Genomic DNA, 25,911 nt, shown 5'->3' on the forward strand with positions numbered 1-25,911 from the left:
TATTTGCAGTAACAAACGTAATCTGCCTCTGATCTATGCTTTCAAGAATCTACATTAAAAATTTTGCCCTTATCGATGCTCTCGAAGTATCTTTAAAAAACGGTTTACAGGTAATTACCGGTGAAACAGGTGCGGGTAAATCGATTATTCTCGGTGCTCTTCGATTGATCTTGGGTGAAAGAGCAGATATAAAATCAATTTCAAAAACTGAAGAAAAAAGTATTGTTGAGACCGAATTTGAACTGAACAACCAGTTTAAAAAATTCTTTATCGAAAATGATCTCGATTACGAGCATCAGACCATTATAAGACGTGAAATCTTGCCTTCAGGGAAATCAAGAGCTTTTATTAACGATGTTCCGGTCACTTTGGATATTTTGAGAGAGCTGACTTCTCAGTTGATCGACATTCATTCTCAGTTTGAAACGTCAAATCTTTTTACTTCAGAATATCAGTTTAAAATCATCGACGGACTTTCAGATAACAAAAACCTGATTGAAAATTATCAGCACGATTTTTATGAATTCCAGTCTTTAAAAACTCAGCTTAAAAAATTTCAGACCCAACTTTCAGAAAACACTAAAGAAAGTGATTACAAGCAATTTCTTTTGAGTGAGCTGGAAGATCTGAAAATGGATGATGTAAACTATGAAGATCTACAGAATCAGCTTTCCGTACAGGAAAATGCAGGCATGATTTCTGAAAATCTGGCTCAGCTTCTGTCAAGATTTCATCAGGAAGAAATAGGAATTCTTTCCTTTTTTAATGAAGCAAAATCTAAACTTTCTAAAATCTCTGAGGTATCAACAAGCTTCGCAGAACTTAGCGAACGATTTGAAACATCATTTGTGGAAATCAAAGATATCATTTCGGAGCTGGAAGATGAAGCCGATAGAATTGAAATTAATCCTGAAACTTTAGCTCAACTTTTAGAATTTAATAATAAAGTAAACAGTCTTTTCCTAAAACACAATGTTACTGATATTGAAGATTTAAAGGAAATAAGAGATCAGCTTTCGGGCGAACAGAAAGGAACAGCAGAAATTGAGACCAATATTGCACAAATTCTTGAAAACATTTCTAAAAAAGAAAAATCACTGGAATCTTTAAGCCAGAAACTTTCAAAAAACAGAAAGAAAAGCATTCCTGTTTTCATTAAAAAAGCAGAAGATTTGCTTAAAAAACTCGGTTTAGAAAAAGCTAAAGTTGATATTGAAATTACTGAAGCTTCAGAATACAATCAGTTTGGTAAAGAAAATATTCAATTATTATTTCAGGCCAATTCAGGATTTCCTTTAAAACCCATTCAAACCGCTATTTCAGGTGGTGAAAGATCTCGTGTAATGCTTGCTGTGAAAAAGATCATTGCCGAAAGCGATGAACTTCCGACTTTGATTTTAGACGAAATTGATACCGGAGTTTCCGGAAAAGTAGCTGAAGAGATAGGAAATTTAATGCGCCAAATGTCTGAAGATATGCAGCTGATCGTTATTTCTCATTTGGCACAGGTTGCCGCAAAAGGAAATGACAATTACAAAGTTGTAAAACAGGATATTAACGGTAAAACCCAATCAACCATTATCCCTCTCAATGATGAGGAAAAACTGAACGAAATTGCACAGCTCATATCCGGAAGTAAAATCACTGAAGCGGCATTAACGCAGGCGAAAGAGCTGATTGGATAAATCAATTCTCTCAATAAAACACAAAGACTTCTGTTTATTCAGAAGTCTTTTTTTATCTAAATGAAGCTTAAATAATCAAAACAATTTCAGCTGCTGCTCTTTAGTTCCGGTAAAACCGTCAGTAGAAAGTTTTGGAAATTCTTTCTCGTCAAAAAACTTTTTTCTTCCTATTTTGAACGTATTGTGAATCATTTCTGCAATATTTCCACTTCCTTTTTGTCTTTCAAAATACCTTTTGTCACCTAAATTTCCGCCTCGCATAGAACGGATTAAATTTAAAACCTTCTGTGCCCTATCCGGAAACTGAGCCTCAATCCATTTTACAAAAACAGGCTCTACCGTATCATTAAGCCTGACTAAAGTATAACCAAAACTTTGAGCTCCTGCATCAGAAATTGATTTTAAAATGCTCAACGGCTCATCGCTGTTCAACCCTGGAATAATAGGAGCCACCATAACATGAACGGGGATATTGTTTTCAGAAAGAACTTCGATTGCCTTCAGTTTATTGTTTGCCGTACTTGTTCTGGGTTCCATCTTCCTGCGCAAATCTTCATTGATTGTCGGGATGCTCAATGATACAGAAACTAAATTTTGCTCCGCCAGAGGCTTCAGGATATCCAGATCACGCAGAACCAAAGCATTTTTTGTCAAAACGTTTACCGGATGCCTGTAATCCAGGCAAACCTTTAACAATTGTCTGGTGATTTCAAATTGTCTTTCTGCCGGCTGATAACAATCGGTGTTTCCCGACATTAAAATGGGTTCAGGTTTATAGCCTCTCTTTCTGAAAAATTTCTCCAATAATTCGGGAGCATTTTTCTTGACCATGATCTTTCTTTCAAAATCAATTCCGGCACTGTAGCCCCAGTATTCGTGGGTTGGTCTCGCAAAGCAATAAGAACATCCATGTTCACAACCCTGATAAGGATTCATCGAGTATTCCATCGGTAAATCTTCGCTTTTAACCTGATTAACAATCGTTTTGGGAAATACTTCGGTAAAAGAAGTTTTTATGATGTCGAAATCTTCATCTTCAGGCTCAAAAGTAAATCTGTCGAAACGGTTAATTACATTTCGCTGAGCACCTTGTCCTTTTATGATATTTTCGTTCTGCATTTCTATGTAAAATTATAAAGCTTTGTTTTAAAAATAATAAGTTTTACGACAAAAGTTTTCCACAAAAAAAATCCAACACCAAAAATTTGGATGCCGGACTTCAAAAATCTATATCTATTTATTACTTTTATTTGAATGCGTAGAACTCAATACCATGATCGTCATCATCATTTTTTCTATCAAAATGTCTGTGATGATCAGAATAGTACTCGTTATATTTTTTATGTTTTTTACCTAAAATTTTCTTTACGCTTAAAAAACTTAATACCGCCAAAAGGCCAACTCCTCCTGCCAGTAAAACTCCAACTTCTTTTTTCATTTTTTTTACGATTTGTATTTTTATATCAAATAGTATACCTATTTATATTTATGTAATAAAAATTTTCGTTAAATCTACATCTATATTTTGTTAATATATACTTCATTATGGTTTAATAATTGTAGTATAAACTAAAAATATTATTATGGAACATTCAGAAAATAACGACCAAATGACAACCCTGAGTCAGGTTATGGAAACCCTGCGAAAAAGAGGGGTTCACAAAGAATTCAGAATGAATGATGAATGTCAAATGAAGTATGATAACTCTGAAAAAAACTATACTCCAGAGGAATTATTAATCCTGAAAACATACCGTTTTGAAGGCGACAGTAATCCGGATGATAACGTTGCCTTGTATGTATTGCAGGATAATGAACAAAATTTAGGAATTATCATTGATTCTTATGGTGCAGACAGCAATTATTCAGGTGAAGAATTTGACACTTTCCTTCGTGCTATTCCGATTCAGGAAAGCGACGAATACTAAATAAAAATTTATTTTAAATATAGAATCCCCCGAAATTATTCAGTTTCGGGTTTTTCTTTTTTCTTGAATATCTTTTTAAACAGTTCTTTCTTTTCTTTTGATGTTTCAGTTTTCTTTTCCTCAGTTGGCGTATCTGTATTGGTTTTAGGTGTCGCTAATTCTTTGGAAATATCTTGCTTGGCCTGCTTCACAGAATTTTTCACATCTTTTACACTACCTTTTACATCCTTTACGGTATTTACTGCTCCTTCAACGGTTTTTTTAGTTTTGTCTATATTGATACCGATCAATGTTTTCTTCAAACCGTCTTCAATCCCTTTCCAGAACATATTGAAAAAAGATTTTGTAGGATCTCTTTCTACTCCTTCCACGATAACAGATTCGGGAAGTTTATCAGAGTCTGTTTTGATAAAAACATTCGCAACGGCACTTAAAAAACCTTTTTTCTCTTTACTTTCTTTATCTAAAATCGAAATTTTAAGATCTTTATGCTTAAGATTAAATGCACCACCAATTCCTTTTGGGTTTCCTTTAAAATCGAACAGCATTTCCTGTATCGTTCCGGTCGCCGAAACACTTAAATAAGGAACTATAAAAGAATTGAGTGCTCTCGCAGGAATATTTATCAATTTCCCAGAAATAGAAAAACGGTCACCAAGATCTGCTGTATTAAAGCCCCAATTAACAGAAAGTGGCGAAGTCTCCATAAAGTCACAATTTATTTTTATGGCAACCTGAGTAGACTTACCTTTCATTTTAGCAGAATTCAGATTTTTCACATTCATGTTAAAATTGGTAAAAATCAATTTTCCCGGCCCGTCGCTTTTGGGAGTATCTTCTTCGTATTCTAAAACTGAATTTTTCAGATTGAGATTAGCAATATACATCGGCATTTTGATCGATCTCAACAGTTTAGAATACAAAGGCTTTTCTTTGGGATCATCGGCAGGAATTTTACTTCGGAAAATATTGGCATTTGCAGAATTGATAGTAACATTTGAGGCATTAATAAATTTATTTGCTGAAAAAAAGTCCCAACTTCCCTGCGCAGAAATCTGCTTCACTTTTATATCATATAAATCACTTTCTACGGGAATCATTCTGATAAACTGAGCTCGCGAAACCAATGGCGTCATTGCAAATTGATCAACTTCAATTTTATTTTTGGTTACAGCCAAAGCTCCGACATTCATTTTATAGAATTTTGTTGTATAGATGAAATTTTTGGTTGTAAGTGCATAATCTTTTATCTTCACTGCCATTCCGTTTTTGGTGGCATTTTCTACTAACTCAAGTTGGTTTACCGTCGCATTTAGTGCATTGAAAGTCAGCGGTTGTTTGTCGCTTTCGTAAGTAATATTTGAATTCTTAAGTGATATTTTCCCTACCAGAATCGGAAACTCAATTCCTTTAACAGCTATCTTTTTCTTTGGAACAGCGTTTCCTGCAGTAATTTTACCGTTAATCCCGTCAATCAGAAGATCTTTAACGTCGAGATTTAATTTTTTATCAACAAATTTAAAATCATTAATATTAAACTGAATAAGGTTGGTTTTAAAATCCATTACCATTTTTGGCGAGTTGCCAGGCTTTGCAACCATATTTTTTATTTGTCCGCCTTTAGGATTCAAATTAAAACTTTCAACAGAAATATTTTGCTGATCATTATAGTGAATCCCTTTTCCGGCAATTTTAAAATCTTTATACAGCACCGGAATTACCTCCTGCGAGCTTTCTTTGGAAAATTCTAATTTATTGATATTAACACTTAAATCTTCAGCAAAAAACAAATCAGTATCATTAGGTTTTAACACTTGAATTTTAGCATTACTCAACTGTATATCATCTAAATTTAGCTCAAAATTTCTTTTTTTCTCTGCTTTTTTTATCGCAGAAACTCCTGTTGTATAAATTTTCACAAAAGGATTCTGAAAATTTGCATTGGCCAATGAAACTTTATTTTTTTTCAGAACAATATCCTTAAAATTCATTTTAGGAATACTGAATTGATACATTTGAGTTTTTTTAGGATAACTTTTCTTAAACTGCTCGAACGAAATAAGTGGTGTCAGCTGAAAGTTTTCAACAGACATTTGCCCGTTCGCTGTAGTAATCTTATCAATTTTTATCGTGTAAATATCATCCGGCTGAAAGAAAAAATCTCTGCCTCGAATGCTGTAACGATCAAAAACAACAGGAAGTTTATTTTCTACAGATTCTTCTGTCATCTGTAGATTTTCCACATACAGATCAAGCTGATCAACGCCTACAAATTTCTGCTTGGTATGTTTAAAAATATTGATTGTTCCTTTATTGATTCTGATATTTTCAAAATTAACCGGATTTGGTTTTTTTCCGGTTTTTTTATCGACAGGTTTTGCCAGAATAATATTAAGATTCGGCTTTGAAAGCAATAAATCCGAAGAACTTATGGTCTTATTAAACAACGCATCGTAAATTCCGAAACGACTGATCTTTAAAGTATCAATTGTTCCCTGAAGCCCTATGACGTTTATGTTTTGTGGATCTTTATTGTTGACCGTAATTCCGGATGCAAATATATTTCCGGTTCCAAGATCAACATCGAGCGATTTGTACGAAACTTTATAATCTGTATTTTTTTTGATGTAATTGGGTAATTGGGTTTTAAGCCATATATTAAGTCCGAAATTAGCAAGCAGTACGAGGCCGAAAATAATTCCCAGACCTATCAAAAGCTTTTTAACCCAAGGTTTTTTCATCATTATAAAGTTTTAATACATACAATTAATTTTTTACAGTCAACTCAATTACATACCCTTCATGTCCTCTGACATTTATAAAATTACCTCCTTCAAAACTCAGATATTGACCTTTAATACCGTTCAGTTTTGCAGTAAATTCAGGCTTTTTATCCAGCGTAAAAGATGTAATCTTTTCAGGCTTTGAAAAAGGATAATCAAACTTCCACATATCTTCACCTTCAGAATAGAATTTCTGAAAATCTTCAGGGAAATATTCTCTTATTTTCCGCTGAAAATCTGCCAAATCTATGTCATCTTCATAATCGTCCTGCAACATTTTTCTCCAGTTCGTTTTATCAGGAAGATGATCTTTCAAGGCAACTTCTATCATTCCTGCTTCGTATCGGTTTTCTGTTCTCGCGATCGGTAAAGCAAATGTTGCGCCCTGATCGATCCATCGGGTAGGAATTTGTGTATTTCGCGTCACACCCACTTTCACATCTCCTGTATATGCCAGATATACGGTATGCGGCTGCAATTGGATTTGTCTTTCTACATCTAAATCTCTTTCACCAATTCCCAAATGCGCTGTAGACAGCTCAGGACGGATAATTGTATCGCTTGCATAAGGACTTTCGAAAAAACAGCTTTTACAAAATCCCATTCTGTAAATGGTCTTATCTAATCCGCAATTTACACACTGAAAACCTGTATGTTTTATAGTTATTTCTTTTCCAAATAATTCATTCATGTGGATAAGATCTCCAGAAAGATTTAGATAATATTGTATCGGTTGATCGTCATAGGTTGTCATTTTCAATATTTGTCCGGAAAACTGCATTTCAAAAAATTTTAATTATGATATAAATGTAAACTTTTTTAGTCATTTAAAAATAAATTCCTAACTTCACTATCACTAAAAACATAAAAAAGATGAAAAAAATCTATTCTATCTTGTCAATATTATTGACATCATTACTTGTTGCACAAACTACTATTTATTCGGAGGATTTCGGAACTCCTACCGCAACAACTTTACTGACAGCTTATTCGGGATACCAAAACAGTAGTCCGATCATGTATTCAGGAACTGCAGATGTAAGAACCTCTAGTCCATCAGTAGGCTATGCTGGAGCAAGTGGCAGTGGATGTGTATTTTTAGGAGAAGTTACTACAACCTCAGGAAACCCTGCAAAAACATTGATGATTGAAGGGATAAACACTTCCAATTATATGGGTATTTCAATGACGCTTGGTCATCAAAAGAGCACAAATGCTTCAAGTAACGAACTTACTATCGAAGTAAGCGCTAATGGAACAACCTGGACACCATTAACTTATACAAGACCTACAGGCTCCGGAACATCAAATTGGATATTGATAAGCCCCACCGGAATAATACCCGCAACTACCAATTTGAGAATCAGATTAACCAATGTTTTAGATTCTAATGTAGGTTTTAGAATTGATGATATAAAGTTGACAGGAACTGCTGGTACTTTAGCGACTAATGAAAACAACAAAAAGGGATTTAATATCTATCCTACTTCTGTAAGTAATGGTAAAATTTTTATTACTTCAAGTAAAAATTCTGATAAAAAAGTGAAAATCTTCGATCAAACAGGAAGATTACTCATTAGTAAAACAGTTAAAAGCGAAGTAAACGTTTCTGAATTACCAAAAGGAATTTACATTCTAAATGTTGAGGAGAACGAAGCAGCTGTATCTAAAAAAGTACTGATCAAATAATAAAAATCATTTAAACATAAAAGAATCTCAATGTTTTATTGAGATTCTTTTTCAGTTTATGGATATATTTGTAAAAGAAACTTAGCAAATGATTTATCTCGTAACAGGAGGAAGCGGATTTATTGGTTCTCATTTGATAGAAAAATTATTGAAAGAAGGACATTCTGTCATAAACATTGACAATTTTGATAATTTTTACGATTATAAGATAAAAATTAAAAATACTTTAGATTCTGTTGAAAAAAACATTGATTTTGAATTTTCCGAAAAAGAAAATGATATTCAAAATTTAATTTCAATTTCAAAATCAGAACATTACACTTTATATTTCCAGGATATCAGAGACCAAAAAGGTTTAGAGAAAATATTTCACAATCATCAAATTGATTTTATCATCCATTTAGCTGCTCTTGCTGGCGTAAGACCGTCTATTGAAAGACCTTTAGAATATGAAGAAGTGAATGTACGGGGTACGATGAATCTTTGGGAACTGTGTAATCAATTCGGGATAAAAAAATTCATCTGCGCCTCATCATCAAGTGTATACGGCAACAATGAGAAAATTCCTTTTTGTGAAACTGATAATGTAGATCAACCTATTTCACCGTATGCAGCGACAAAAAAAAGTGGGGAGATTTTAGGTCACGTTTATCACAGTTTATATGGAATAGACATGATTCAGCTTAGGTTTTTCACGGTTTACGGACCAAGGCAAAGACCTGATTTAGCCATTCATAAATTTACAAAACTCATTTCAGAAAACAAAGAAATCCCTTTCTACGGCGACGGAAACACAGCAAGAGATTATACTTATATAGACGACATCATTGATGGAATACTAAAATCAATAGATTATCTTGAGAAAAATTCCGACATCTATGAAATTATTAATTTAGGCGAAAATGAAGTAGTCACTTTAATTGAAATGTTGTCAGAAATTGAAAAAAATCTTAATAAAACTGCCATCAGAAAAATACTGCCACTTCAGCCGGGTGACGTACAGAAAACCAGCGCTGACATTACAAAAGCACAAAATTTAATAGGTTACAAACCAGTCACAAACTTCCAAAATGGCACAAAAAAATTTGTGGAATGGTTTTTGAGAAAATGACATCAATCTACTGCGCCTGCACACTTACATGCATCTGCAGTGAAATATAGACAAAGTTTAACAAAAAGAATTGAAAATCAATTCATAAAAAAAGTTTATAATATAACCTATTTTTATACTTTTGCAAAAAATAATAAATTATGTACTGGACATTAGAATTAGCTTCATATCTAAGCGACGCACCTTGGCCGATGACAAAAGCAGAACTTATCGACTATGCAATCAGAACTGGTGCACCAATGGAAGTGGTAGAAAACCTTCAGGCAATTGAAGACGAAGGAGAAATTTACGATGCTATCGACGAAATTTGGAGCGATTATCCAACAGATGAAGATTATCTTTGGAACGAAGACGAATATTAATGAAAAGCATTAAGCTTTAGGTGGTATACTTAAAGCTTTTTTAAATATATAATACACACCAAAGCGTGTAATTTTAATATGCTTAAAGCAATAAGCTTTGAGCTTAAATCAAATTCTATGAGTTTTTTAAATAAAGTTCTTAAAGGGTTTTTGGGAGACAAAAAAGCGCAGGACCTAAAGGAAGTAAAAAAAGTTGTAACAAAAATCAAAGCTGTTGAGCCAGGTATCGGAGAATTATCTGATGATGGACTGAGAGAGAAAACCGCCGAATTTAAATCTAAAATAAAAGAAGCGACAAGCAGTATCACAGCGCAGATAGAACAAATTAAAGAGCAGATAAAAAACTCTACCAATGTTGATGAGAAAGAAGCGCTGTTTTCTAAAATAGAAGCTTTGAAAAAAGATTCTTACGAAATTGAAGAAAAAGTTCTTTTACAGATTCTTCCGGAAGCCTTTGCCTTGATCAAAGAAACATCAAGAAGATGGGCACAAAACGGGGAAATTCGTACCACAGCAACAGAGTGGGATAAACAATTGGCCGCTGCCGGAAAAGATTTCATTGAGATCCAGGGAGATCAGGCAGTTTGGAAAAACTCATGGAACGCAGCCGGAACACCAGTAGTTTGGGATATGGTGCATTATGATACACAGTTTATTGGTGGTGTAATTCTTCACAGCGGAAAAATCGCTGAGATGGCAACTGGTGAAGGTAAAACGTTGGTAGGAACACTTCCTATTTACTTAAATGCACTTCCAGAAAGAGGAGTTCACGTTGTAACCGTGAATGACTATCTTGCAAAAAGAGACTCCGCTTGGATGGGACCATTGTACCAATTCCACGGAATGTCTATCGACTGTATCGATAATCACCAACCCAATTCTGACGGAAGAAGAAAAGCATACAACTCAGATATCACGTACGGAACCAACAACGAATTTGGTTTCGATTACCTGAGAGATAACATGGTAACTTCGCCTACAGAATTGGTACAGAGAGAACTAAACTTTGCCATCGTGGATGAGGTTGACTCTGTATTAGTTGATGATGCGAGAACACCATTGATCATTTCTGGTCCGGTTCCTCAAGGTGACAGACAAGAATTTGATCTTTTAAAACCTTCAATCGACAGAATCGTTGAAGTACAGAAAAAAACTGTTTCTGGTATTTTTAATGAGGCTAAAAAATTAATCGCAGCAGGAAATACTAAAGAAGGAGGATTCAAATTACTTCAGGCTTACAGAGGTCTTCCTAAAAACAGACAATTAATCAAATTTTTATCGGAAAGCGGAAACCGTGCATTGCTTCAAAAAACTGAAGCTCAATACATGGCTGACAACAACCGTGATATGCCGATTGTAGATAAAGATCTATACTTCGTAATCGAAGAAAAAAACAATCAGGTTGACTTGACAGACAAAGGTGTTGAATACATGTCTCAAGGAAATTCGGATAATAACTTCTTCGTACTTCCGGATATCGGAACTGAAATCGCAGAAGTAGAAGCTAAAAATTTATCTAAAGAAGAAGAATTTGAAGCTAAAGAAAAGCTTTTCGCAGAATTTGCCGAAAAATCAGAGCGTGTTCACACCATGAGCCAATTATTAAAAGCGTATACATTATTCGAAAAAGATGATGAATATGTGGTAATTGACGGAGAAGTGAAAATCGTTGACGAGCAGACTGGCCGTATTATGGAAGGTCGTCGTTATTCAGACGGTTTACACCAGGCAATTGAAGCTAAAGAAAGTGTAAAAATTGAAGCAGCTACCCAAACTTTTGCTACGGTAACACTTCAGAACTATTTCCGTATGTACAACAAACTTGCGGGGATGACAGGTACAGCAGAAACTGAAGCAGGAGAACTTTGGCAGATTTATAAATTAGACGTAGTGGTAATTCCTACCAACCGTCCGATCCAGAGAAACGACAAACAAGATTTGGTTTTCAAAACCAACAGAGAAAAATATAACGCAGTAATTGAAGAAATTGAAAACTTAACCTCAGCTGGAAGACCGGTATTGGTAGGTACAACTTCTGTTGAGATTTCACAGTTACTTTCTAAAGCACTTCAGCTAAGAAAAATTCAGCATCAGGTGTTGAATGCAAAATTGCACAAAAAAGAAGCAGAAATCGTTGCCGGAGCTGGTCAACCAGGAGTTGTGACTATCGCAACCAACATGGCAGGTCGTGGTACCGATATTAAGCTTTCTAAAGAAGTAAAAGAAGCAGGCGGTTTAGCAATTATCGGAACAGAAAGACACGATTCAAGACGTGTTGACAGACAGTTGAGAGGTAGAGCGGGACGTCAGGGAGATCCTGGAAGTTCACAGTTTTATGTTTCTCTGGAAGACAACTTGATGCGTTTATTCGGTTCTGAAAGAATTGCAAAAATGATGGATAGAATGGGTCACAAAGAAGGTGAAGTAATTCAGCATTCTATGATCAGTAAATCTATCGAAAGAGCTCAGAAAAAAGTAGAGGAAAATAACTTCGGAACAAGAAAGAGACTTTTGGAATACGATGACGTAATGAATAAACAGCGTGACGTAATTTACAAAAGAAGAAAGAATGCTTTGTTCGGAGATCACCTGAAGTATGATATTACGAATATGATCTTTGATGTTTCAAACTCTATTGTAACCAAAGGCAAAGCTTCTGGAAACTACAAAGATTTTGAATTTGAGGTGATTAAAAACTTCACGATGGAATCTCCGGTTTCTGAAAATGATTTTAAATCAAAACAAGTTCCCGAACTTACCAATATTCTATTCAAAGCAGCTCAGGATGATTATAACATGAAGCTGAATTTGCTGAAAGAAAAATCGTTCCCAATTATTGAGAATGTATATCAGAATCAAGGTTCTATGTTCAAAATGATCCAGGTTCCTTTCTCTGACGGTGTGAAAACTTTAACCATCGTTACAGATCTAAAAGAAGCTTATGATTCACAATGTGACAGCTTAATTAATGATTTTGAAAAGAATATCACGTTATCAATCATTGATGAAAACTGGAAACTTCACCTTCGTGAGATGGATGACTTGAGAAGATCTTCTCAAGGAGCTGTTTACGAACAAAAAGATCCTTTGGTGATTTACAAGCAAGAATCTTTCCACCTTTTCAGTGAAATGGTAGACAAGATGAACAAAGAAATTATTTCATTCTTATACAGAGGAGAAATTCCCGCATAAGAGATAAATTATAGATTTTATAAAAACCCGCCTCAAATGAGACGGGTTTTTGTTATTTACAGAATAATACTTATTAAATAAATATGACAAATATCAATTAGCTATTTTATTTAGAATAATTAAAAACTATATATTTGCAAAAAATTAGGTATTACATGAATAAATTATTGATCTCTGCTTCGTTGTTAGCAACAGCATTTGCTTTTGCACAAGAAAACGATACTGTTAAAACTGATAAAATTGACGAAGTTGTTGTACAAGGTTATATTACGCGAGATAGAGAGTCGGTAAACAAAATGCCTCTAAAGGAAATCGAAAACCCTCAGGTTTATAATATTGTTAACAAGAATGTAATCAAAGAGCAAGTTGTCACAAGCTTTAATGATGCTTTGAAAAACGTTACAGGGATTGCCAGATTATGGGAATCTACAGGAAGAGGAAATGATGGTGGTGAATATTATACCATGCGAGGTTTTTCTTTACAGCCAAGTTTGACAAACGGAATGCCTTCCCTTACCAACGGAACTTTAGACCTTGCAGGAGTTGAAACCATTGAAGCCATTAAAGGGCCATCTGGTACATTGTACGGAGGAAGTGTAATTTCTTATGGCGGTTTGATTAATGTAATTACTAAAAAGCCGTATCACCATTTTGGAGGTGAAGTAAACTATATTAACGGAAGTTACGGCCTGAACAGGCTGAGTGCCGATATAAATACTCCGCTAAGCAAAAACTTATTTGCGAGAGTAAATGCCGCTTATCAAAAACAGAATACTTTTCAGGACGCAGGTTTTAGCGAATCTTTTTACGTTGCACCTTCTCTAAAATTTATCGCTAACGACAGACTTACCTTTTTTGTAAATACCGAAATCAAAAAAAGCGAGTCTGCAAATGCGCCAATGATCTTCTTAAACAGAAATCTTCCACTTACCTATTATTCAATTGGAGTATTTAAAGACAATTATAAAAAGTCTTATACCAGTGATGACTTAACCATTAATAATACAACTTTCAATTTTCAAGCTTCAGCGAATTACCAAATTTCTGATAATTGGACTTCAAAAACAATTTTTTCTAGAAGCAACACCAAAACAGATGGTTACTATCAATATTTATATGATCAGTCAAACGGAAAAGATTTCACAAGATACATTGCTGATGTAGGTGGTGAAACCAACACTACAGGTATTCAGCAAAATTTCGTCGGTAATTTCAATTTTGGACGTGTTAAAAATAAATTATTAGTTGGCTTAGATTATTTCCAAAGAGATTTCATTCAGGGAGGAACTGGCTGGATTGGTTACGGAGTTGTAGACATTGTTAATCAAAGTGATACAAAAGCGGATGTATTAACAAAATCTTCAGTTGATTTTGCTTTACAGGGATCTGGTCAGGAAATAGGTCATGCACAGGCAAAAATTTACAGTGCTTATATCTCTGATGTTGTGAACATTTTACCCAACCTATCAGCAATGTTAAGTTTAAGAATGGATCATTTTACAGGTAAAGCAACTGCTTATGCTACTGACGATTCTAAAAACCAAACAACATTCTCACCAAAACTAGGTTTGGTCTACCAACCTATTCCTGATAAAGTATCCATTTTCGGGAATTATATGAATGGTTTCAAAAATGTTGATCCTTCTACTGTACAGATCACTGATGATCTTGGAAATGTTTTGAGCAACGAACTTCGTTATTTTGATCCTGAACACGCCAACCAATGGGAAGTTGGAACAAAAGCCAATTTAGCAGGTGACAAATTCTCAATTACAGCAAGTTATTACAGCATTAATGTTAAAAATAAAGTAATGGGTAACGGAACTAATATTACTCAAGGAGGAGAGGTTGACAGTAAAGGTTTCGAAGTAAGTGTTTTGGGTAGCCCAATTCCCGGTATGAATATTATTGCAGGATATAGCTACAACGACAGTAACGTTGTAAAAGGTGACGAAGGTTATCCTGGTCACAGAACGGAAGATTCAGGACCTAAAAACCTAATCAATTTCTGGGGAACATATAAAATACAGGAAGGCTCTCTGAAAAACTTTGGAATTGGCTTCGGAGGTAACTCAGCAAGTAGATTTTACACCCTTAATAGAGGTAATATTGGCGCATTTCCACTTCCTAGCTACATCATTATGAATTCATCTCTCTCTTACACAGAAGACAGATACAGCATCATTCTTAAGCTAGATAACATTGCTAACAAAAAATACTTCTCTGGATGGTCTACAGTGACACCCCAGAGATTGAGAACTTTATCTCTAAGTTTAAATTACAAGTTCTAAAATTTAAAAACTACATTCTCTATTCCTGAAAGCTTTTTCGGGAATAGTTTTTTAATAGATAAATGAAAAAAAAACATCATCATAAAAAGAAACCGAGCGCCTATAAAAAATGGGCAGGCAAACTGCATTTATGGTTTGGCTTATCTGTGGGGCTCATTATCTTCATAGTTTCTTTATCGGGAACGATGTATGTTTTCAAAGACGAAATTCAGAATCAGCTAAGGAAAGATGTTCTGTTTGTAAAAACTGAAACTGCTACACAAAAACCTTTGTCTGTCGAAGTTTTAAAGGAAAAAATTACTTTGGAGCTCAATGAGAAATATCCTGTAAGTTCGGTTGAGATCCCTTTAGATAAAAGCAAATCTTACAAGTTTATTTTTTATGAAAAAGACAAAAAAGCGTGGAACTATTTTGATGAAGTAAAGATCAACAAACTGATTTATGTCAATCAGTACACTGGTGAAGTTCTGGGAATTTACAATGAAAAATATGATATCTTCCCTATTCTGAAATCCATCCACTGGAGTTTACTATTAAAAGCTGACTGGGGAAAATATGTGGTCGGTATTCCGGTTGTCTTATTTATCATTATGCTGATTACAGGAATTATTCTTTGGTGGCCAAAAAATAAAAATGCGAGAAAAAGCAGACTTTCATTTGATTGGAAAAACGTAAAAACCTGGAAACGCAAAAATTATGACCTTCACAATGTTTTAGGATTTTACGCTTCGTTTATTGCTTTATTAATAAGTCTTTCAGGGTTATATTTTGCTTATCCGTGGATGAAAAATGCATTCAATTTTACATTATCCGGCTCCGTAGAACTTCCAAAAGAAAAAGAGATCAAATCCCCTGACTCACTTTTAGCAAAAAACAACTCGGTTTTTGATCTTACCATTCCTCAAACTCAAGAATTATATTCTCAGTCTTCAAGCTTTAGAATTCCATTAAACGGAAAAAATAAAAAAGGAAAAGAATTAGAAAACATCCCCGTTACCGTCTATGGTAAAGACGGTAGATACAGTGAAAGAAATCTACTCTTCTACGATAAATATTCGGGGAAACTTTTATTAAATAAACCTTATCAGAAATTAACGAACGCTGAAAAATATGCCAATGCCAATTATGACATTCATGTTGGGTCATATTTCGGCATCTTCGGTAAAATCCTATGGTTTGCCGCAGGATTGGTATGTACCTCATTACCGGTAACCGGCTTTTTGGTATGGTGGGGAAAACGTAAAAAACAAGGAAAGAAAACAATATGAAAAAGGCTATTTTATCAGTCGCTTGTCTTGGCACAATCACAGTTTTTGCACAAGAAACAGACAGTTTGAAAGTAAAAAATGTAGATGAAGTAGTGCTTACAGCTTCCAGAAAAAAAGAAAGCATCAAAGAAATACCAAGTTCTATTACCATCGTTAGCGAAAAACAAATTCAAGCGCAGCTGACAGTCAATTCAGACATTTCTAATATTCTGCAATACACGGTACCAAGTTTAGGACCTAGTTCAGGGCAGACTTCCAATTCCGGACAAACCTTAAGAGGTCGTCAGGTTTTGGTACTCATCGATGGAATTCCGCAATCAACTCCGCTACGTAACGGTGCAAGGGACATTAAATCTATAGATCCTTCGGCTATTGAGAGAATTGAAGTAATAAAAGGAGCCTCGTCTATCTACGGAAATGGCGCAGATGGCGGTATCATCAACTATATTACGAAAAGAAACAAAACAGATAAGAAGATTTCCGGTATTTCTCAGATCGGTATTACCGGGCAACCTTATGGCGGGACTTTAGGTTTCAGAGCAAGTCAGCTTTTATCTGGTAAAATAAAAAAATTAGATTATGTCTTGTCTTTGGCTTATGAGAGAACCGGTGATGCAAAAGACGGTGACGGCGTATTTCTAAGCCCTACGTACAGCACATCACAGATGAACAGCTACAACGGATTACTGAAGTTGGGTTATGATATTAATGATAACCAGAGAATCGAAGTTTCTTATATGGGATATGCATCAAAATCTGATTTGAATTTAGGTATAAAAACAGGGAAATATGGCATTACTCCAACTATTGGAGATGGCGAAGGTAAAAGTTTAGAAACCACTCCGCAAGGCACACCCCGTAATCACAATTACAGAATAAACTACGACAACAAAAATCTTTTTTGGGGCTCTACAGCTCTTAATGTTAATGCGTATATGCAAGACTTCAGAACAGTTTATGGATATAGCGATACTTTTTTCGGAGGAGGACAGTCGAATATTATTTCTAAAAAAATGGGAGCCAGAATCAATTTTGATACCCAACTTTGGTCTGGAAACAATTCTCAGGCAGAAGTCATATATGGTCTAGATTTACTCAATGATAAGACCGTGCAGAAGCTTGAAGACGGACGTTACTGGACTCCGGATATGGATATGATCAATACCGCACCTTTCCTTTTATTAAAAATCGATCTTTTTAAAAAATTAACGATAAAGGGAGGATTACGATACGAAAATATGACCGTAAATGTAGGAGATTTCAACACGCTTTCTTCTGTAAAGAGCGACGGAACATTCACCAAAAGTATCTTTGTAACCGGTGGAGACTTAAAATACAACGCTTTGGTAGGGAATATTGGTCTTCGTTATAATATTAATAATCAGATCAATCTTTTCGGGAGCTTTTCACAGTCTTATTCAATCAACGAGATCGGGAGAATTTTACGAACTTCTACACAAAGTACCATTGCCCAGATAGAAGCCAAGCCAATCATTGTCAACAATTATGAGTTGGGTGCTACCGGACAAATTTCTAATTGGCTGAATTATGAAGTAACATCTTATGTAAGCACCTCAAAATTGGGAGCTTCTTTCGTACAGGGTCCAGACAGAGCTTTTACCATTCAAAGATCTCCTGAAGTAGTGTACGGTGTTGAAGGTTTTCTGCACTTCACACCAGTAAAATGGATTAATTTCGGTGGAAGTTATAGCTGGCTGGAAGGTATTACTTCGCTTAAAGACGATGGAGATTACTCAGCAAAAGTAAACAACAGCAGAATCGCAGCACCCAAAGTTTTAGCATACGTTCAGGTAAAGCCTACCGAAGTATTTTCTGTAGGCCTTGATATGCTTCATTCTTTCGAACAAGACAGGTTTAGCCCTAATGCAAGCACAGGTTTGTATGCTTATGGTGAAGGAAAAGTCCCTGAATACACTATTTTTAATTTTAAAACAAACTATGAAATCAACCAAAACTGGAAGCTTTCTTTAGGGATAGAAAATCTTTTCAACACCACTTATCAGCCAGCAATTGCATGGTGGAACGCCCGAGATTCTGAATTTGTAAACGCTTTGGGTATGAGAGGAACCTTTATGATTGAATACAGATTTTAATTAATCTAAATAAAAACTTGTTTTATATTTGCACATTGCAATTTCTATGAAGAAAAAACACCACTATAAAAAGAAGCCCAGTATCTTCAAAAAATGGACAGGCAAACTGCATCTGTGGTTTGGTCTTTCCATCGGTTTGATCATATTTATTGTTTCAATCACCGGAACTTTGTTTGTATTCAAAGATGAGGTTGAGAATTTTACCCGTAAAGATGTTATTTATCACAATGAGCAAAATATTGCGCAAAAACAGATTTTGCCAATCCGGGTTTTAGAAAAAGCTGTCGATGCTCAGCTTAAAGAAAAATATAAGATCCATTGGGTAAATGTTCCTATCGATAAGAAAATGTCTTATCAGTTCTATTGGTACGAGCACAATACCGCAGCCTGGAATTATTTTGACGAGTTTCCTATCTACAAAGTTGCTTATGTAAATCCTTATACAGGAAAAGTATTGAGAACTTATGATGAGAAAAACGGTTTTTTCAGCATTGTAAAATCTATTCACTGGAGCTTTTTATTAAAACAGGACTGGGGAAAATATGTAGTGGGAATTCCGGTAATTATATTCGTTATCATGCTGATTTCCGGGATTATATTGTGGTGGCCAAAGAATAAATCTGCCCGAAAACAACGCCTTTCTTTCAAATGGAAAAATATCAAAAACTGGAAAAGAAAGAATTACGACCTTCATAATATTTTAGGATTTTATTCTTCTATTTTTGCTTTAATCTTTTCAATTACAGGTTTATTTTATGCCTTCTTTATCGTACAGGCAATGATCTATTTTGTTTTTTCCGGAGGAAATACGGTATACCCCGATTTTTCGCACATTACCACCAAAGCGCCGATAGAGCAAAGAAATGAAACCACATTAGATAAAGTCATTCACACGGTTCAGGCAAAATACCCGAACTCTTTTGGGTTTGCAATTGACCTTGGACATCCGCATATGGATGATCATGAGCATCCTAATTTCTCAGTTTTCGTAAAACATCTTTCTTACTCTTATCACAAAAACAGCAGTTTGATTTTTGATGAAAATTCGGGAGAGCTTTTGCATACTTATAATCATGAAGATAAGAACTTTGGCGAAAAAACAGTCGCTGCTAATTATGATATTCACGTAGGATCTATTTTGGGATTACCCACAAAAATCATTGCATTTATTGTCAGCTTAATTTGTGCTTCACTTCCCGTAACGGGGTTTTTAATATGGTGGGGAAGAAGAAAAAAGACTAAAAAAGCAGTCTGATTTTTCAAATAAGTCGGGTTTAATAACTATTAATACAATCTTTTTTATAAATTTATTGCCTCGAAATTATACAATAAGAAAATGTCAGTAGTAGATTTGTCAAAACAGGTTGCATTAGGTATCGATATCGGTGGAACCAATACAAAATTTGGTCTCGTCAATCACAGAGGAGAAATCTTGATTAAAGGTTCTTTGCCGACCGACCAATACAGCACACCTGAAGCATTTGTTGATGCTCTTCATGAGCAGATTCAACCGATGATCGATGAGCATTGCGAAGGAAAAAAGATTGAAGGTATAGGTGTAGGTGCTCCAAATGCAAACTACTATAGAGGAACTATAGAATTGGCTCCCAATCTTCCCTGGAAAGGAGTAATCAACTTCGCCGACTTAATGACTGCGAAATTCAACAGTCCCTGCAAAATGACCAATGATGCCAACGCTGCGGCTTTAGGAGAAATGATGTATGGTGCAGCAAGAGGTATGAAAGATTTTATCATGATTACTTTGGGAACAGGTGTAGGAAGCGGAATTGTTTCCAGTGGACATCTAATTTACGGTCATGACGGTTTTGCCGGAGAACTGGGCCACACCATTGTAAAGCCAGGCGGTAGAAAACATTGGAGTACAGGTTCTGAAGGAAGCCTCGAAGCTTATGCTTCAGCCACAGGAATTGCCATTACCGCAAAAAAAATGAGAGCAGAATTTCCGGATTCTATGCTGAATCAGTACCCGGAGGAGGCGATCAATTCTAAAACAGTGCACGAATGTGCATTAAAAGAAGATCCTGTAGCGGTTGAGGTTTTTAGATATACAGGTCAGAAATTGGGTGAAGCTTTAGCCAATTTTGTCATGTTTTCTTCTCCTGAAGCGATTTTATTATTCGGAGGAGTGATCAAAGCGGGCGATTTTATTTTGAAACCAGCTAAACTTCACATGGAAAGAAACCTCCTTCCTATTTTCAGAAATAAAGTAAGATTGGTTTTCAGTGAACTGGATGAAGCAGATGCAGCTATTCTTGGAGCAAGTGCTTTAGTTTGGGAAAAATAATCTGACTTAAATTTAAAATATTAAGCATCCTTTCTGGGGTGCTTTTTTTGTTGATTAAATTACCACTGATTTTATATTTTGCCACGAATGCACGAACATTTAAATAGATATCGAAAAATATTCGTGCATTCGTGGCTAATAAATTTGCCGGTTTTTCATGGCTCATTTAAGTGTGCAAATTTCTTTCATTTGATTTGTGAAATCTATTGTGATCATTTATTCTAAAAGCATAAAACCTTATTTAAATGAAAAAGTTTTTCATAATTTTGATTTCGTTTTTCAGGCTTATTAAAGTTTAAGAAAGAGAATATTTAAATAAAACAATCAACTTAAAATGAATAAAAATAATTTTCAGCAGATCACTTTTGGTGGCGGATGTTTTTGGTGTGTAGAAAGCTGTTTTAATATATTGAAAGGAGTAGAATCTGCTATTTCCGGATATTCGGGAGGTCATAAAGATAATCCTACGTACGAAGAGGTTTGCACAGGCGAAACTGGTCACGCCGAAGTGGTACAGATTACGTATGATCCTGCAATTATTTCTTATGAACAATTAATGGATGTCTTTTTCTTCCTTCACGACCCGACTCAACTCAACAGACAGGGTAATGACATCGGAACTCAATATCGTTCTGTAATTTATTATAAAGACGATGCTGAAAAGGCAAAAGCTGAAGAAGCCATCAAAGCGTCGCAGGAATCAGGAAGATGGTCTGGAACTTATGTGACAGAATTAACCCCTTTTGAAAAATTCTGGCCAGCCGAACAATACCATCAAGGATATTATAATGAAAACCCGACACAGCCTTATTGCAGCGCAGTTGTAGGACCAAAGATTCAAAAATTTAAAAAACATTTCGGAGAATTGGGAATGCTGGAAACAGATTCAGAATAAAAAACAAGAGCGGAGATTTTTCTTCGCTTTTTTTATTGCCCATCTTCCTGAATCCCAGCATATTTATCAATAATATATTCTGTTGCTTTTCTTAATTCTCTTCCATTATTCGGATCAACGCCATCACTTGTAAAAAAATCTACTTCTCCGTTATATTTTGAATACCAAACTTTCCCGAAAGCATTCTCTACCGTTAAAGTATCTTTCCGTTCAATTCTTTTAAAATATTCCATTCTTTCAAAATCAAAAGGAATTCTGTGATTGTAAGCCGGATTTTTATCTTCACAATCGACAGATTTATATTCACTTTTATCCCAATACATGCAATATGGCCCTGAATGTAAAATTCCGGCAATTCCCTGAATATGTGCGTTGGGTTTCTTCGAAAATGCAATACTTCCTGTAGTAAGACAAATTAAAAATGCAATTTCCATAATTCCCATCCCATTTTTCTTCATGAATTCGGGCATTTTGAAATTTTGCTCATTACTAATATTGATAATTATATTAGATAACTTCTCACTAAAAGATTCTTCGTCTTTATCAACACTTATTTTCACTGTTGTTTTGTTTGCATCATCATCTTTCTTAATAATGGTTCTTGAAAAATCAGCAAAACTTTTATAATCTAAATATTCGCTCAATTTATTTAAGATTAAAGTTTCAATACCCGTTTCCTCTTTTGTTCCTGCAACATACGAATCGTAATATCTCGAAAGTGTTTTTATAGAAATTAGAAATCCTAATTTCTTATCGATATCATCAGAAAGATCCGTTGCCCACCCATTCTTTGTATCCTTATCAGATTTAGATTTAATTCTTTCAAATACCTCATTGATTAATAATTTTCTTTTGGACATAATTAGTTTTTAAAGGCATTACAAATTAAATAATTTTCAACCACATAACATTATGGTTTCCCGTAATATAAATGTGTGTAATCGATGTCCATCGATGTCCATGTTTTGTCTAACACTTACCTTCCTTTCTACCCCATCTTTGCAATAGAAATCAGTGACAAACTAACAATTACAAAAACAAAAAACAGTTATTCTGATTTCTAATCACCTGATAAAACGGAAGAAAACTCCGGGTTGGGAAGCAGATGTTTCTCTTCCGTTTTTGAAGGTTTACTTCCCAAAAATTTAGAAGCGCTTCAATTTTTTTAATCGTGTTCCACTGCTTGTGATCGGTTTCGCAAGGAAGAACACTTATGCAAAATTTTAAATTTTAAAACAATGTTACAACTTATATTGATGCTATTGGGATTAGCATTTTCAAACGGAAATACAACAAACTGCAATAATAACGACCAAGCCCCCATAACGGTACAGGATACAGGAGGAGGAGCTGGTTTAGATCCGGGAACGGGAACCGGAGATGGAGGTACGAGTGGAAATACAGGTCAAAAGCCACCATTTACAAATCCTTCAACAAACCCTTAATTCAATAAATTGAGAGAGTAATTAATTATTACTCTCTTTTTTTGTACTTTTCGGAAAAACTATCCGTGAAAAAATTTATATTAATCACCTTATTGATTTTAATTAATTGTAAGGAAAAAATAAAAAATAATTCTACCGATGGCGAAAATAAAAATTTAAACAAAGCAAGAGAATTTAGAGAGTCATCAAATGAAGATTCTGCTTATGTTTATTATGTTAAAGCCAAAGAAGAATTACTAAAAGATAAAAATAACACAGAAGCAGCACGAGCAATTGTAAATGTTGCCATTATAGAATGTGACAAAGGAGATTATCACTCAAGTATTACTAATTCAATAGAAGCTGAAAAGCTTTTAAAAAACAAAAAAGATAGTAATGCTTTAAAAATAGCATCCAGCAATTACAATTCGATCGCAATCGCATCAAAAAATTTAAAAAACTACTCACAAGCAATTGATTATTATAAACTTGCCATAAAAACATCTCAAAAAGAGATAGATTCATTAGCTTTTTATAACAATATCGGAGACACCTATTTAGAACAAAAGAACAATAAAATTGCAAAATCATACTTTAAAATAGCTTTAAAAACAACTGACAGTATAGATTTTGCTCGTGCCTTAAATAATCTTGCAAAAGCTAATTTCTTAGAAACCCCCTCTTACAAAGCATATCCTGTGTTAGAAAAAGCTTTGCTAATTAGAATGCGCCAAAAAGATGATAAAGAAATTACCTCAAGCTTTTCGACATTAGCGGATTTCTATTTTAAAAGAAATCCCAAGAAGTCATTATTCTATACAAATGAAATGTATAAAATTGCTCTGAAAAACAAAAATCCGGATGATCAATTGGAAGCGCTAAATAAACTAATTCTTTTAAATTCTAACGAATATTCACTAAATTTTAGCAGATATGTTTCACTAAAAGACAGTGTGCAAAATGCTCGAAACAACGATTTTCAAAGATTTGGTCTCATAAAATTTGATGTAGAAAAACAAAAGCGTTCTAACCAAGAATTAACAGCAAGAAACTTTCAACAAAATATTGGAATTACTTTTTTGGCTTTAGCATTAATAGGAACATTCATTTGGTATAGAAAACGTAGACAAAGAATACTATTAGAATCTGAAAACAAATTAAAAGAACAACAACTTAAGACCGCAAAAAAAGTACACGACGTAGTAGCCAACGGGATTTATCAGGTGATGACAAAAATTGAAAATCAAGGCAGCTTCAATAAAGAACAGGCGCTTGATGAATTGGAATTTGTCTATGAAAAATCCAGAGATATCTCGTACGAAAACCCGGATTCTCAAGATGAAAAATTCAATGAAAAAATTTCAAAGCTTGTAGCTTCTTTTAAAAATGATGAGATCAAAACATTTACTGTCGGAAATCAGGAAGAAACATGGGAAAACGTTACAAAATCGACTCAAACAGAGATTTACCAGATTATTCGTGAGCTTTTGGTAAACATGAAAAAGCATAGTGAGGCAAACAATGTTGTTTTTAAGTTTGAAAAAATAAACAACCTCATCAATATTCACTATACTGATAACGGAATTGGGATTTCTGATGATTTAATTTTTAAAAACGGATTATCGAATACGGTTTCCCGTATAGAAAACATCAACGGAAAAATTACTTTTGAAACCAAAACCGAAAAAGGACTGAAAATCAATGTTTCATTTCCTGTTTCTTAAAAAGATAACAATGTTTAAAAAAATTTTAATTTCCGAAGATCACGAAAGTATCAATATTTCAGTACAGAAAACTTTAGAAGATCTCAAATTTGATAATTTTGAGTATGTATATTATTGTGATGATGCATTATCAAAAGCTCAGAAAGCAATCCGTGAAAAGAAACCTTATGATTTGCTCATCACCGATCTTTATTACGAAGAAGATCATCATCCTCAAAAATTAAAAGACGGTCGGGAATTGATTTTGGCAGTCCGACAAGAACAACCTGATTTAAAAATTATCGTTTTTTCGGCCGAACATAAATCCGGAATAATCGATTCTCTTTTTAATGATTACGGAATCAACGGCTATGTCCGGAAAGCAAGACACGATTCTAAAGAATTAAAAAAAGCAATTGCATCAGTTTATGACAATGAAAATTATCTTTCGCTTGATCTTAAACAGGAGGTAAAAAAACTGAATAATTATGAGTTTACATCGTATGATATTACACTAGTCTCGTTACTTTCTCAAGGGGTTTTACAAAAGAATATTCCGGTATTTCTACAAAACAACAATATAAAACCCAACAGTTTGAGCAGTATTGAAAAGAAACTCAATACGCTGAAAGAAGAGTTGGGAATAAGCAACAACGAACAATTGGTTGCATTCTGCAAAGACTTAGGAATTATATAATTCATTTTAAATAACCATTCGAAACCTTTCAAATTATTGAAAGGTTTTTTTGTTTTACGGTTTCCCGTAAGGATTGGTTTTGAAAGGGTTATACTTTTGAAGTATTAAACAAAAACAATCATGGGAAAATTTACTATTAGCAAAAGAAAAAATGATGAATATCAATTTAATCTGAAAGCTGGGAACGGAGAAATCATTTTAACCAGCGAAGGTTACACGACAAAAGCAAATTGCCATAAAGGAATCGAATCTGTAAGAATCAATTCACAGGATTCTTCAAGATACGACAGAAGAGTTGCTGTAAACGGAAAAGATTATTTTGTATTGAAAGCAAGAAACGGAGAAATCATTGGAAAAAGCCAGTATTACAGTTCAAAATCAAGCATGGAAAGCGGAATTGATTCTGTAAAAACCAATGCACCAACTGCCGAAATCGTTGATGAAACTCTTTAAAAAATACCATT

21 protein-coding genes are annotated in these 25,911 nt (G+C 34.4%); 16 read left to right on the forward strand and 5 right to left on the reverse strand.

Annotated elements, in window-relative coordinates; genetic code table 11:
- Window positions 1-35: 35 nt before the first annotated feature.
- Window positions 36-1,685 carry a DNA repair protein RecN gene (locus EG358_RS00900; RefSeq protein ID WP_076561480.1) on the forward strand — a complete coding sequence of 550 codons (1,650 nt, stop codon included), beginning with the start codon at window positions 36-38 and terminating at the stop codon, window positions 1,683-1,685.
- A 75-nt stretch (window positions 1,686-1,760) separates the two neighbouring features.
- On the opposite strand, the gene EG358_RS00905 is transcribed toward EG358_RS00900, so the two are convergent.
- Both EG358_RS00905 and EG358_RS00910 read right to left on the reverse strand, forming a co-directional pair.
- Window positions 1,761-2,804: a PA0069 family radical SAM protein gene (locus EG358_RS00905; RefSeq protein WP_076561479.1), complete on the reverse strand. Its 1,044-nt coding sequence runs from the start codon at window positions 2,802-2,804 to the stop codon at window positions 1,761-1,763.
- A 127-nt stretch (window positions 2,805-2,931) separates the two neighbouring features.
- Complete coding sequence (locus EG358_RS00910) at window positions 2,932-3,123, reverse strand: hypothetical protein (RefSeq protein ID WP_076561478.1); 192 nt, start codon at window positions 3,121-3,123, stop codon at window positions 2,932-2,934.
- Window positions 3,124-3,268: 145 nt separating this feature from the next.
- Here EG358_RS00910 and EG358_RS00915 point away from each other — a divergent pair, with 145 nt between their 5' ends.
- Window positions 3,269-3,613: a hypothetical protein gene (locus EG358_RS00915; protein ID WP_076561477.1), complete on the forward strand. Its 345-nt coding sequence runs from the start codon at window positions 3,269-3,271 to the stop codon at window positions 3,611-3,613.
- 35 nt (window positions 3,614-3,648) lie between these two features.
- Here the strand turns inward: EG358_RS00915 and EG358_RS00920 are convergent, their stop codons facing one another.
- On the reverse strand, window positions 3,649-6,357 hold the full coding sequence (locus tag EG358_RS00920) for an AsmA family protein (RefSeq protein ID WP_228421394.1): 2,709 nt from the start codon (window positions 6,355-6,357) through the stop codon (window positions 3,649-3,651).
- A gap of 22 nt (window positions 6,358-6,379) precedes the next feature.
- Window positions 6,380-7,177 (reverse strand): DUF2797 domain-containing protein, encoded by a 798-nt coding sequence (locus EG358_RS00925; RefSeq protein ID WP_076561476.1) that lies wholly within the window; start codon window positions 7,175-7,177, stop codon window positions 6,380-6,382.
- 92 nt (window positions 7,178-7,269) lie between these two features.
- On the opposite strand from EG358_RS00925, the gene EG358_RS00930 reads away from it, so the two are divergent.
- The 10 genes from EG358_RS00930 (at window position 7,270) to msrA (ending at window position 21,623) form a co-directional block, all read left to right on the forward strand.
- Window positions 7,270-8,085, forward strand: a complete 816-nt coding sequence (locus EG358_RS00930; protein ID WP_076561475.1) for a T9SS type A sorting domain-containing protein — start codon at window positions 7,270-7,272, stop codon at window positions 8,083-8,085.
- An 88-nt stretch (window positions 8,086-8,173) separates the two neighbouring features.
- The gene (locus EG358_RS00935) at window positions 8,174-9,196 is read left to right on the forward strand and encodes a GDP-mannose 4,6-dehydratase (RefSeq protein ID WP_076561474.1); all 1,023 of its coding nucleotides are present in this window, start codon (window positions 8,174-8,176) and stop codon (window positions 9,194-9,196) included.
- A 140-nt stretch (window positions 9,197-9,336) separates the two neighbouring features.
- A complete protein-coding gene (locus EG358_RS00940) occupies window positions 9,337-9,558 on the forward strand; it encodes a DUF2795 domain-containing protein (protein ID WP_027382805.1) in 222 nt (73 codons plus the stop codon).
- A 117-nt stretch (window positions 9,559-9,675) separates the two neighbouring features.
- Window positions 9,676-12,750, forward strand: coding sequence for a preprotein translocase subunit SecA (secA, locus tag EG358_RS00945; protein WP_076561525.1), 3,075 nt, complete (start codon window positions 9,676-9,678; stop codon window positions 12,748-12,750).
- 155 nt (window positions 12,751-12,905) lie between these two features.
- On the forward strand, window positions 12,906-15,041 hold the full coding sequence (locus tag EG358_RS00950; protein WP_076561473.1) for a TonB-dependent siderophore receptor: 2,136 nt from the start codon (window positions 12,906-12,908) through the stop codon (window positions 15,039-15,041).
- A gap of 62 nt (window positions 15,042-15,103) precedes the next feature.
- On the forward strand, window positions 15,104-16,309 hold the full coding sequence (locus EG358_RS00955; RefSeq protein ID WP_076561472.1) for a PepSY-associated TM helix domain-containing protein: 1,206 nt from the start codon (window positions 15,104-15,106) through the stop codon (window positions 16,307-16,309).
- Window positions 16,306-18,423, forward strand: a complete 2,118-nt coding sequence (locus EG358_RS00960; RefSeq protein ID WP_076561471.1) for a TonB-dependent receptor — start codon at window positions 16,306-16,308, stop codon at window positions 18,421-18,423. The genes EG358_RS00955 and EG358_RS00960 overlap by 4 nt, the downstream gene beginning before the upstream one ends.
- Before the next feature lie 46 nt (window positions 18,424-18,469).
- On the forward strand, window positions 18,470-19,678 hold the full coding sequence (locus EG358_RS00965) for a PepSY-associated TM helix domain-containing protein (protein WP_076561470.1): 1,209 nt from the start codon (window positions 18,470-18,472) through the stop codon (window positions 19,676-19,678).
- An 81-nt stretch (window positions 19,679-19,759) separates the two neighbouring features.
- Entirely contained in the window at window positions 19,760-20,728 is a 969-nt protein-coding gene (locus EG358_RS00970) for an ROK family protein (RefSeq protein ID WP_076561469.1), read from the forward strand.
- 334 nt (window positions 20,729-21,062) lie between these two features.
- Window positions 21,063-21,623, forward strand: a complete 561-nt coding sequence (gene msrA, locus EG358_RS00975; RefSeq protein WP_076561467.1) for a peptide-methionine (S)-S-oxide reductase MsrA — start codon at window positions 21,063-21,065, stop codon at window positions 21,621-21,623.
- A 32-nt stretch (window positions 21,624-21,655) separates the two neighbouring features.
- Here msrA and EG358_RS00980 read toward each other — a convergent pair whose 3' ends face one another.
- Window positions 21,656-22,483, reverse strand: a complete 828-nt coding sequence (locus tag EG358_RS00980; RefSeq protein ID WP_076561466.1) for a hypothetical protein — start codon at window positions 22,481-22,483, stop codon at window positions 21,656-21,658.
- A gap of 378 nt (window positions 22,484-22,861) precedes the next feature.
- Between EG358_RS00980 and EG358_RS00985 the strand changes: the two genes are divergently transcribed.
- From EG358_RS00985 to EG358_RS01000, 4 genes are all read left to right on the forward strand, one after another.
- A complete protein-coding gene (locus EG358_RS00985) occupies window positions 22,862-23,068 on the forward strand; it encodes a hypothetical protein (RefSeq protein WP_123886546.1) in 207 nt (68 codons plus the stop codon).
- 65 nt (window positions 23,069-23,133) lie between these two features.
- Window positions 23,134-24,771, forward strand: coding sequence for a tetratricopeptide repeat-containing sensor histidine kinase (locus EG358_RS00990; RefSeq protein WP_083677060.1), 1,638 nt, complete (start codon window positions 23,134-23,136; stop codon window positions 24,769-24,771).
- Between the two features lie 10 nt (window positions 24,772-24,781).
- Window positions 24,782-25,447 (forward strand): response regulator, encoded by a 666-nt coding sequence (locus EG358_RS00995; protein ID WP_076561523.1) that lies wholly within the window; start codon window positions 24,782-24,784, stop codon window positions 25,445-25,447.
- A 120-nt stretch (window positions 25,448-25,567) separates the two neighbouring features.
- Window positions 25,568-25,900, forward strand: coding sequence for a YegP family protein (locus EG358_RS01000; RefSeq protein WP_076561464.1), 333 nt, complete (start codon window positions 25,568-25,570; stop codon window positions 25,898-25,900).
- Window positions 25,901-25,911 lie beyond the last annotated feature (11 nt).

It is taken from the genome of Chryseobacterium indoltheticum (assembly GCF_003815915.1).
Taxonomy (GTDB): Bacteria; Bacteroidota; Bacteroidia; order Flavobacteriales; family Weeksellaceae; genus Chryseobacterium; species Chryseobacterium indoltheticum.

Excerpts from the sequence above, each read along its gene's own strand:
- EG358_RS00925 (WP_076561476.1), bottom strand. The coding sequence starts at position 7,177 with ATGCAGTTTTCCGGACAAATATTGAAAATGACAACCTATGACGATCAA.
- EG358_RS00995 (WP_076561523.1), top strand. The coding sequence starts at position 24,782 with ATGTTTAAAAAAATTTTAATTTCCGAAGATCACGAAAGTATCAATATT.
- EG358_RS00900 (WP_076561480.1), top strand. The coding sequence starts at position 36 with ATGCTTTCAAGAATCTACATTAAAAATTTTGCCCTTATCGATGCTCTC.
- EG358_RS00960 (WP_076561471.1), top strand. The coding sequence starts at position 16,306 with ATGAAAAAGGCTATTTTATCAGTCGCTTGTCTTGGCACAATCACAGTT.
- EG358_RS00910 (WP_076561478.1), bottom strand. The coding sequence starts at position 3,123 with ATGAAAAAAGAAGTTGGAGTTTTACTGGCAGGAGGAGTTGGCCTTTTG.
- EG358_RS00930 (WP_076561475.1), top strand. The coding sequence starts at position 7,270 with ATGAAAAAAATCTATTCTATCTTGTCAATATTATTGACATCATTACTT.
- EG358_RS00950 (WP_076561473.1), top strand. The coding sequence starts at position 12,906 with ATGAATAAATTATTGATCTCTGCTTCGTTGTTAGCAACAGCATTTGCT.
- EG358_RS00940 (WP_027382805.1), top strand. The coding sequence starts at position 9,337 with ATGTACTGGACATTAGAATTAGCTTCATATCTAAGCGACGCACCTTGG.
- EG358_RS00955 (WP_076561472.1), top strand. The coding sequence starts at position 15,104 with ATGAAAAAAAAACATCATCATAAAAAGAAACCGAGCGCCTATAAAAAA.
- EG358_RS00980 (WP_076561466.1), bottom strand. The coding sequence starts at position 22,483 with ATGTCCAAAAGAAAATTATTAATCAATGAGGTATTTGAAAGAATTAAA.
- EG358_RS01000 (WP_076561464.1), top strand. The coding sequence starts at position 25,568 with ATGGGAAAATTTACTATTAGCAAAAGAAAAAATGATGAATATCAATTT.
- EG358_RS00970 (WP_076561469.1), top strand. The coding sequence starts at position 19,760 with ATGTCAGTAGTAGATTTGTCAAAACAGGTTGCATTAGGTATCGATATC.
- EG358_RS00935 (WP_076561474.1), top strand. The coding sequence starts at position 8,174 with ATGATTTATCTCGTAACAGGAGGAAGCGGATTTATTGGTTCTCATTTG.
- msrA (WP_076561467.1), top strand. The coding sequence starts at position 21,063 with ATGAATAAAAATAATTTTCAGCAGATCACTTTTGGTGGCGGATGTTTT.
- EG358_RS00905 (WP_076561479.1), bottom strand. The coding sequence starts at position 2,804 with ATGCAGAACGAAAATATCATAAAAGGACAAGGTGCTCAGCGAAATGTA.
- EG358_RS00915 (WP_076561477.1), top strand. The coding sequence starts at position 3,269 with ATGGAACATTCAGAAAATAACGACCAAATGACAACCCTGAGTCAGGTT.
- EG358_RS00965 (WP_076561470.1), top strand. The coding sequence starts at position 18,470 with ATGAAGAAAAAACACCACTATAAAAAGAAGCCCAGTATCTTCAAAAAA.
- EG358_RS00985 (WP_123886546.1), top strand. The coding sequence starts at position 22,862 with ATGTTACAACTTATATTGATGCTATTGGGATTAGCATTTTCAAACGGA.
- EG358_RS00920 (WP_228421394.1), bottom strand. The coding sequence starts at position 6,357 with ATGATGAAAAAACCTTGGGTTAAAAAGCTTTTGATAGGTCTGGGAATT.
- secA (WP_076561525.1), top strand. The coding sequence starts at position 9,676 with ATGAGTTTTTTAAATAAAGTTCTTAAAGGGTTTTTGGGAGACAAAAAA.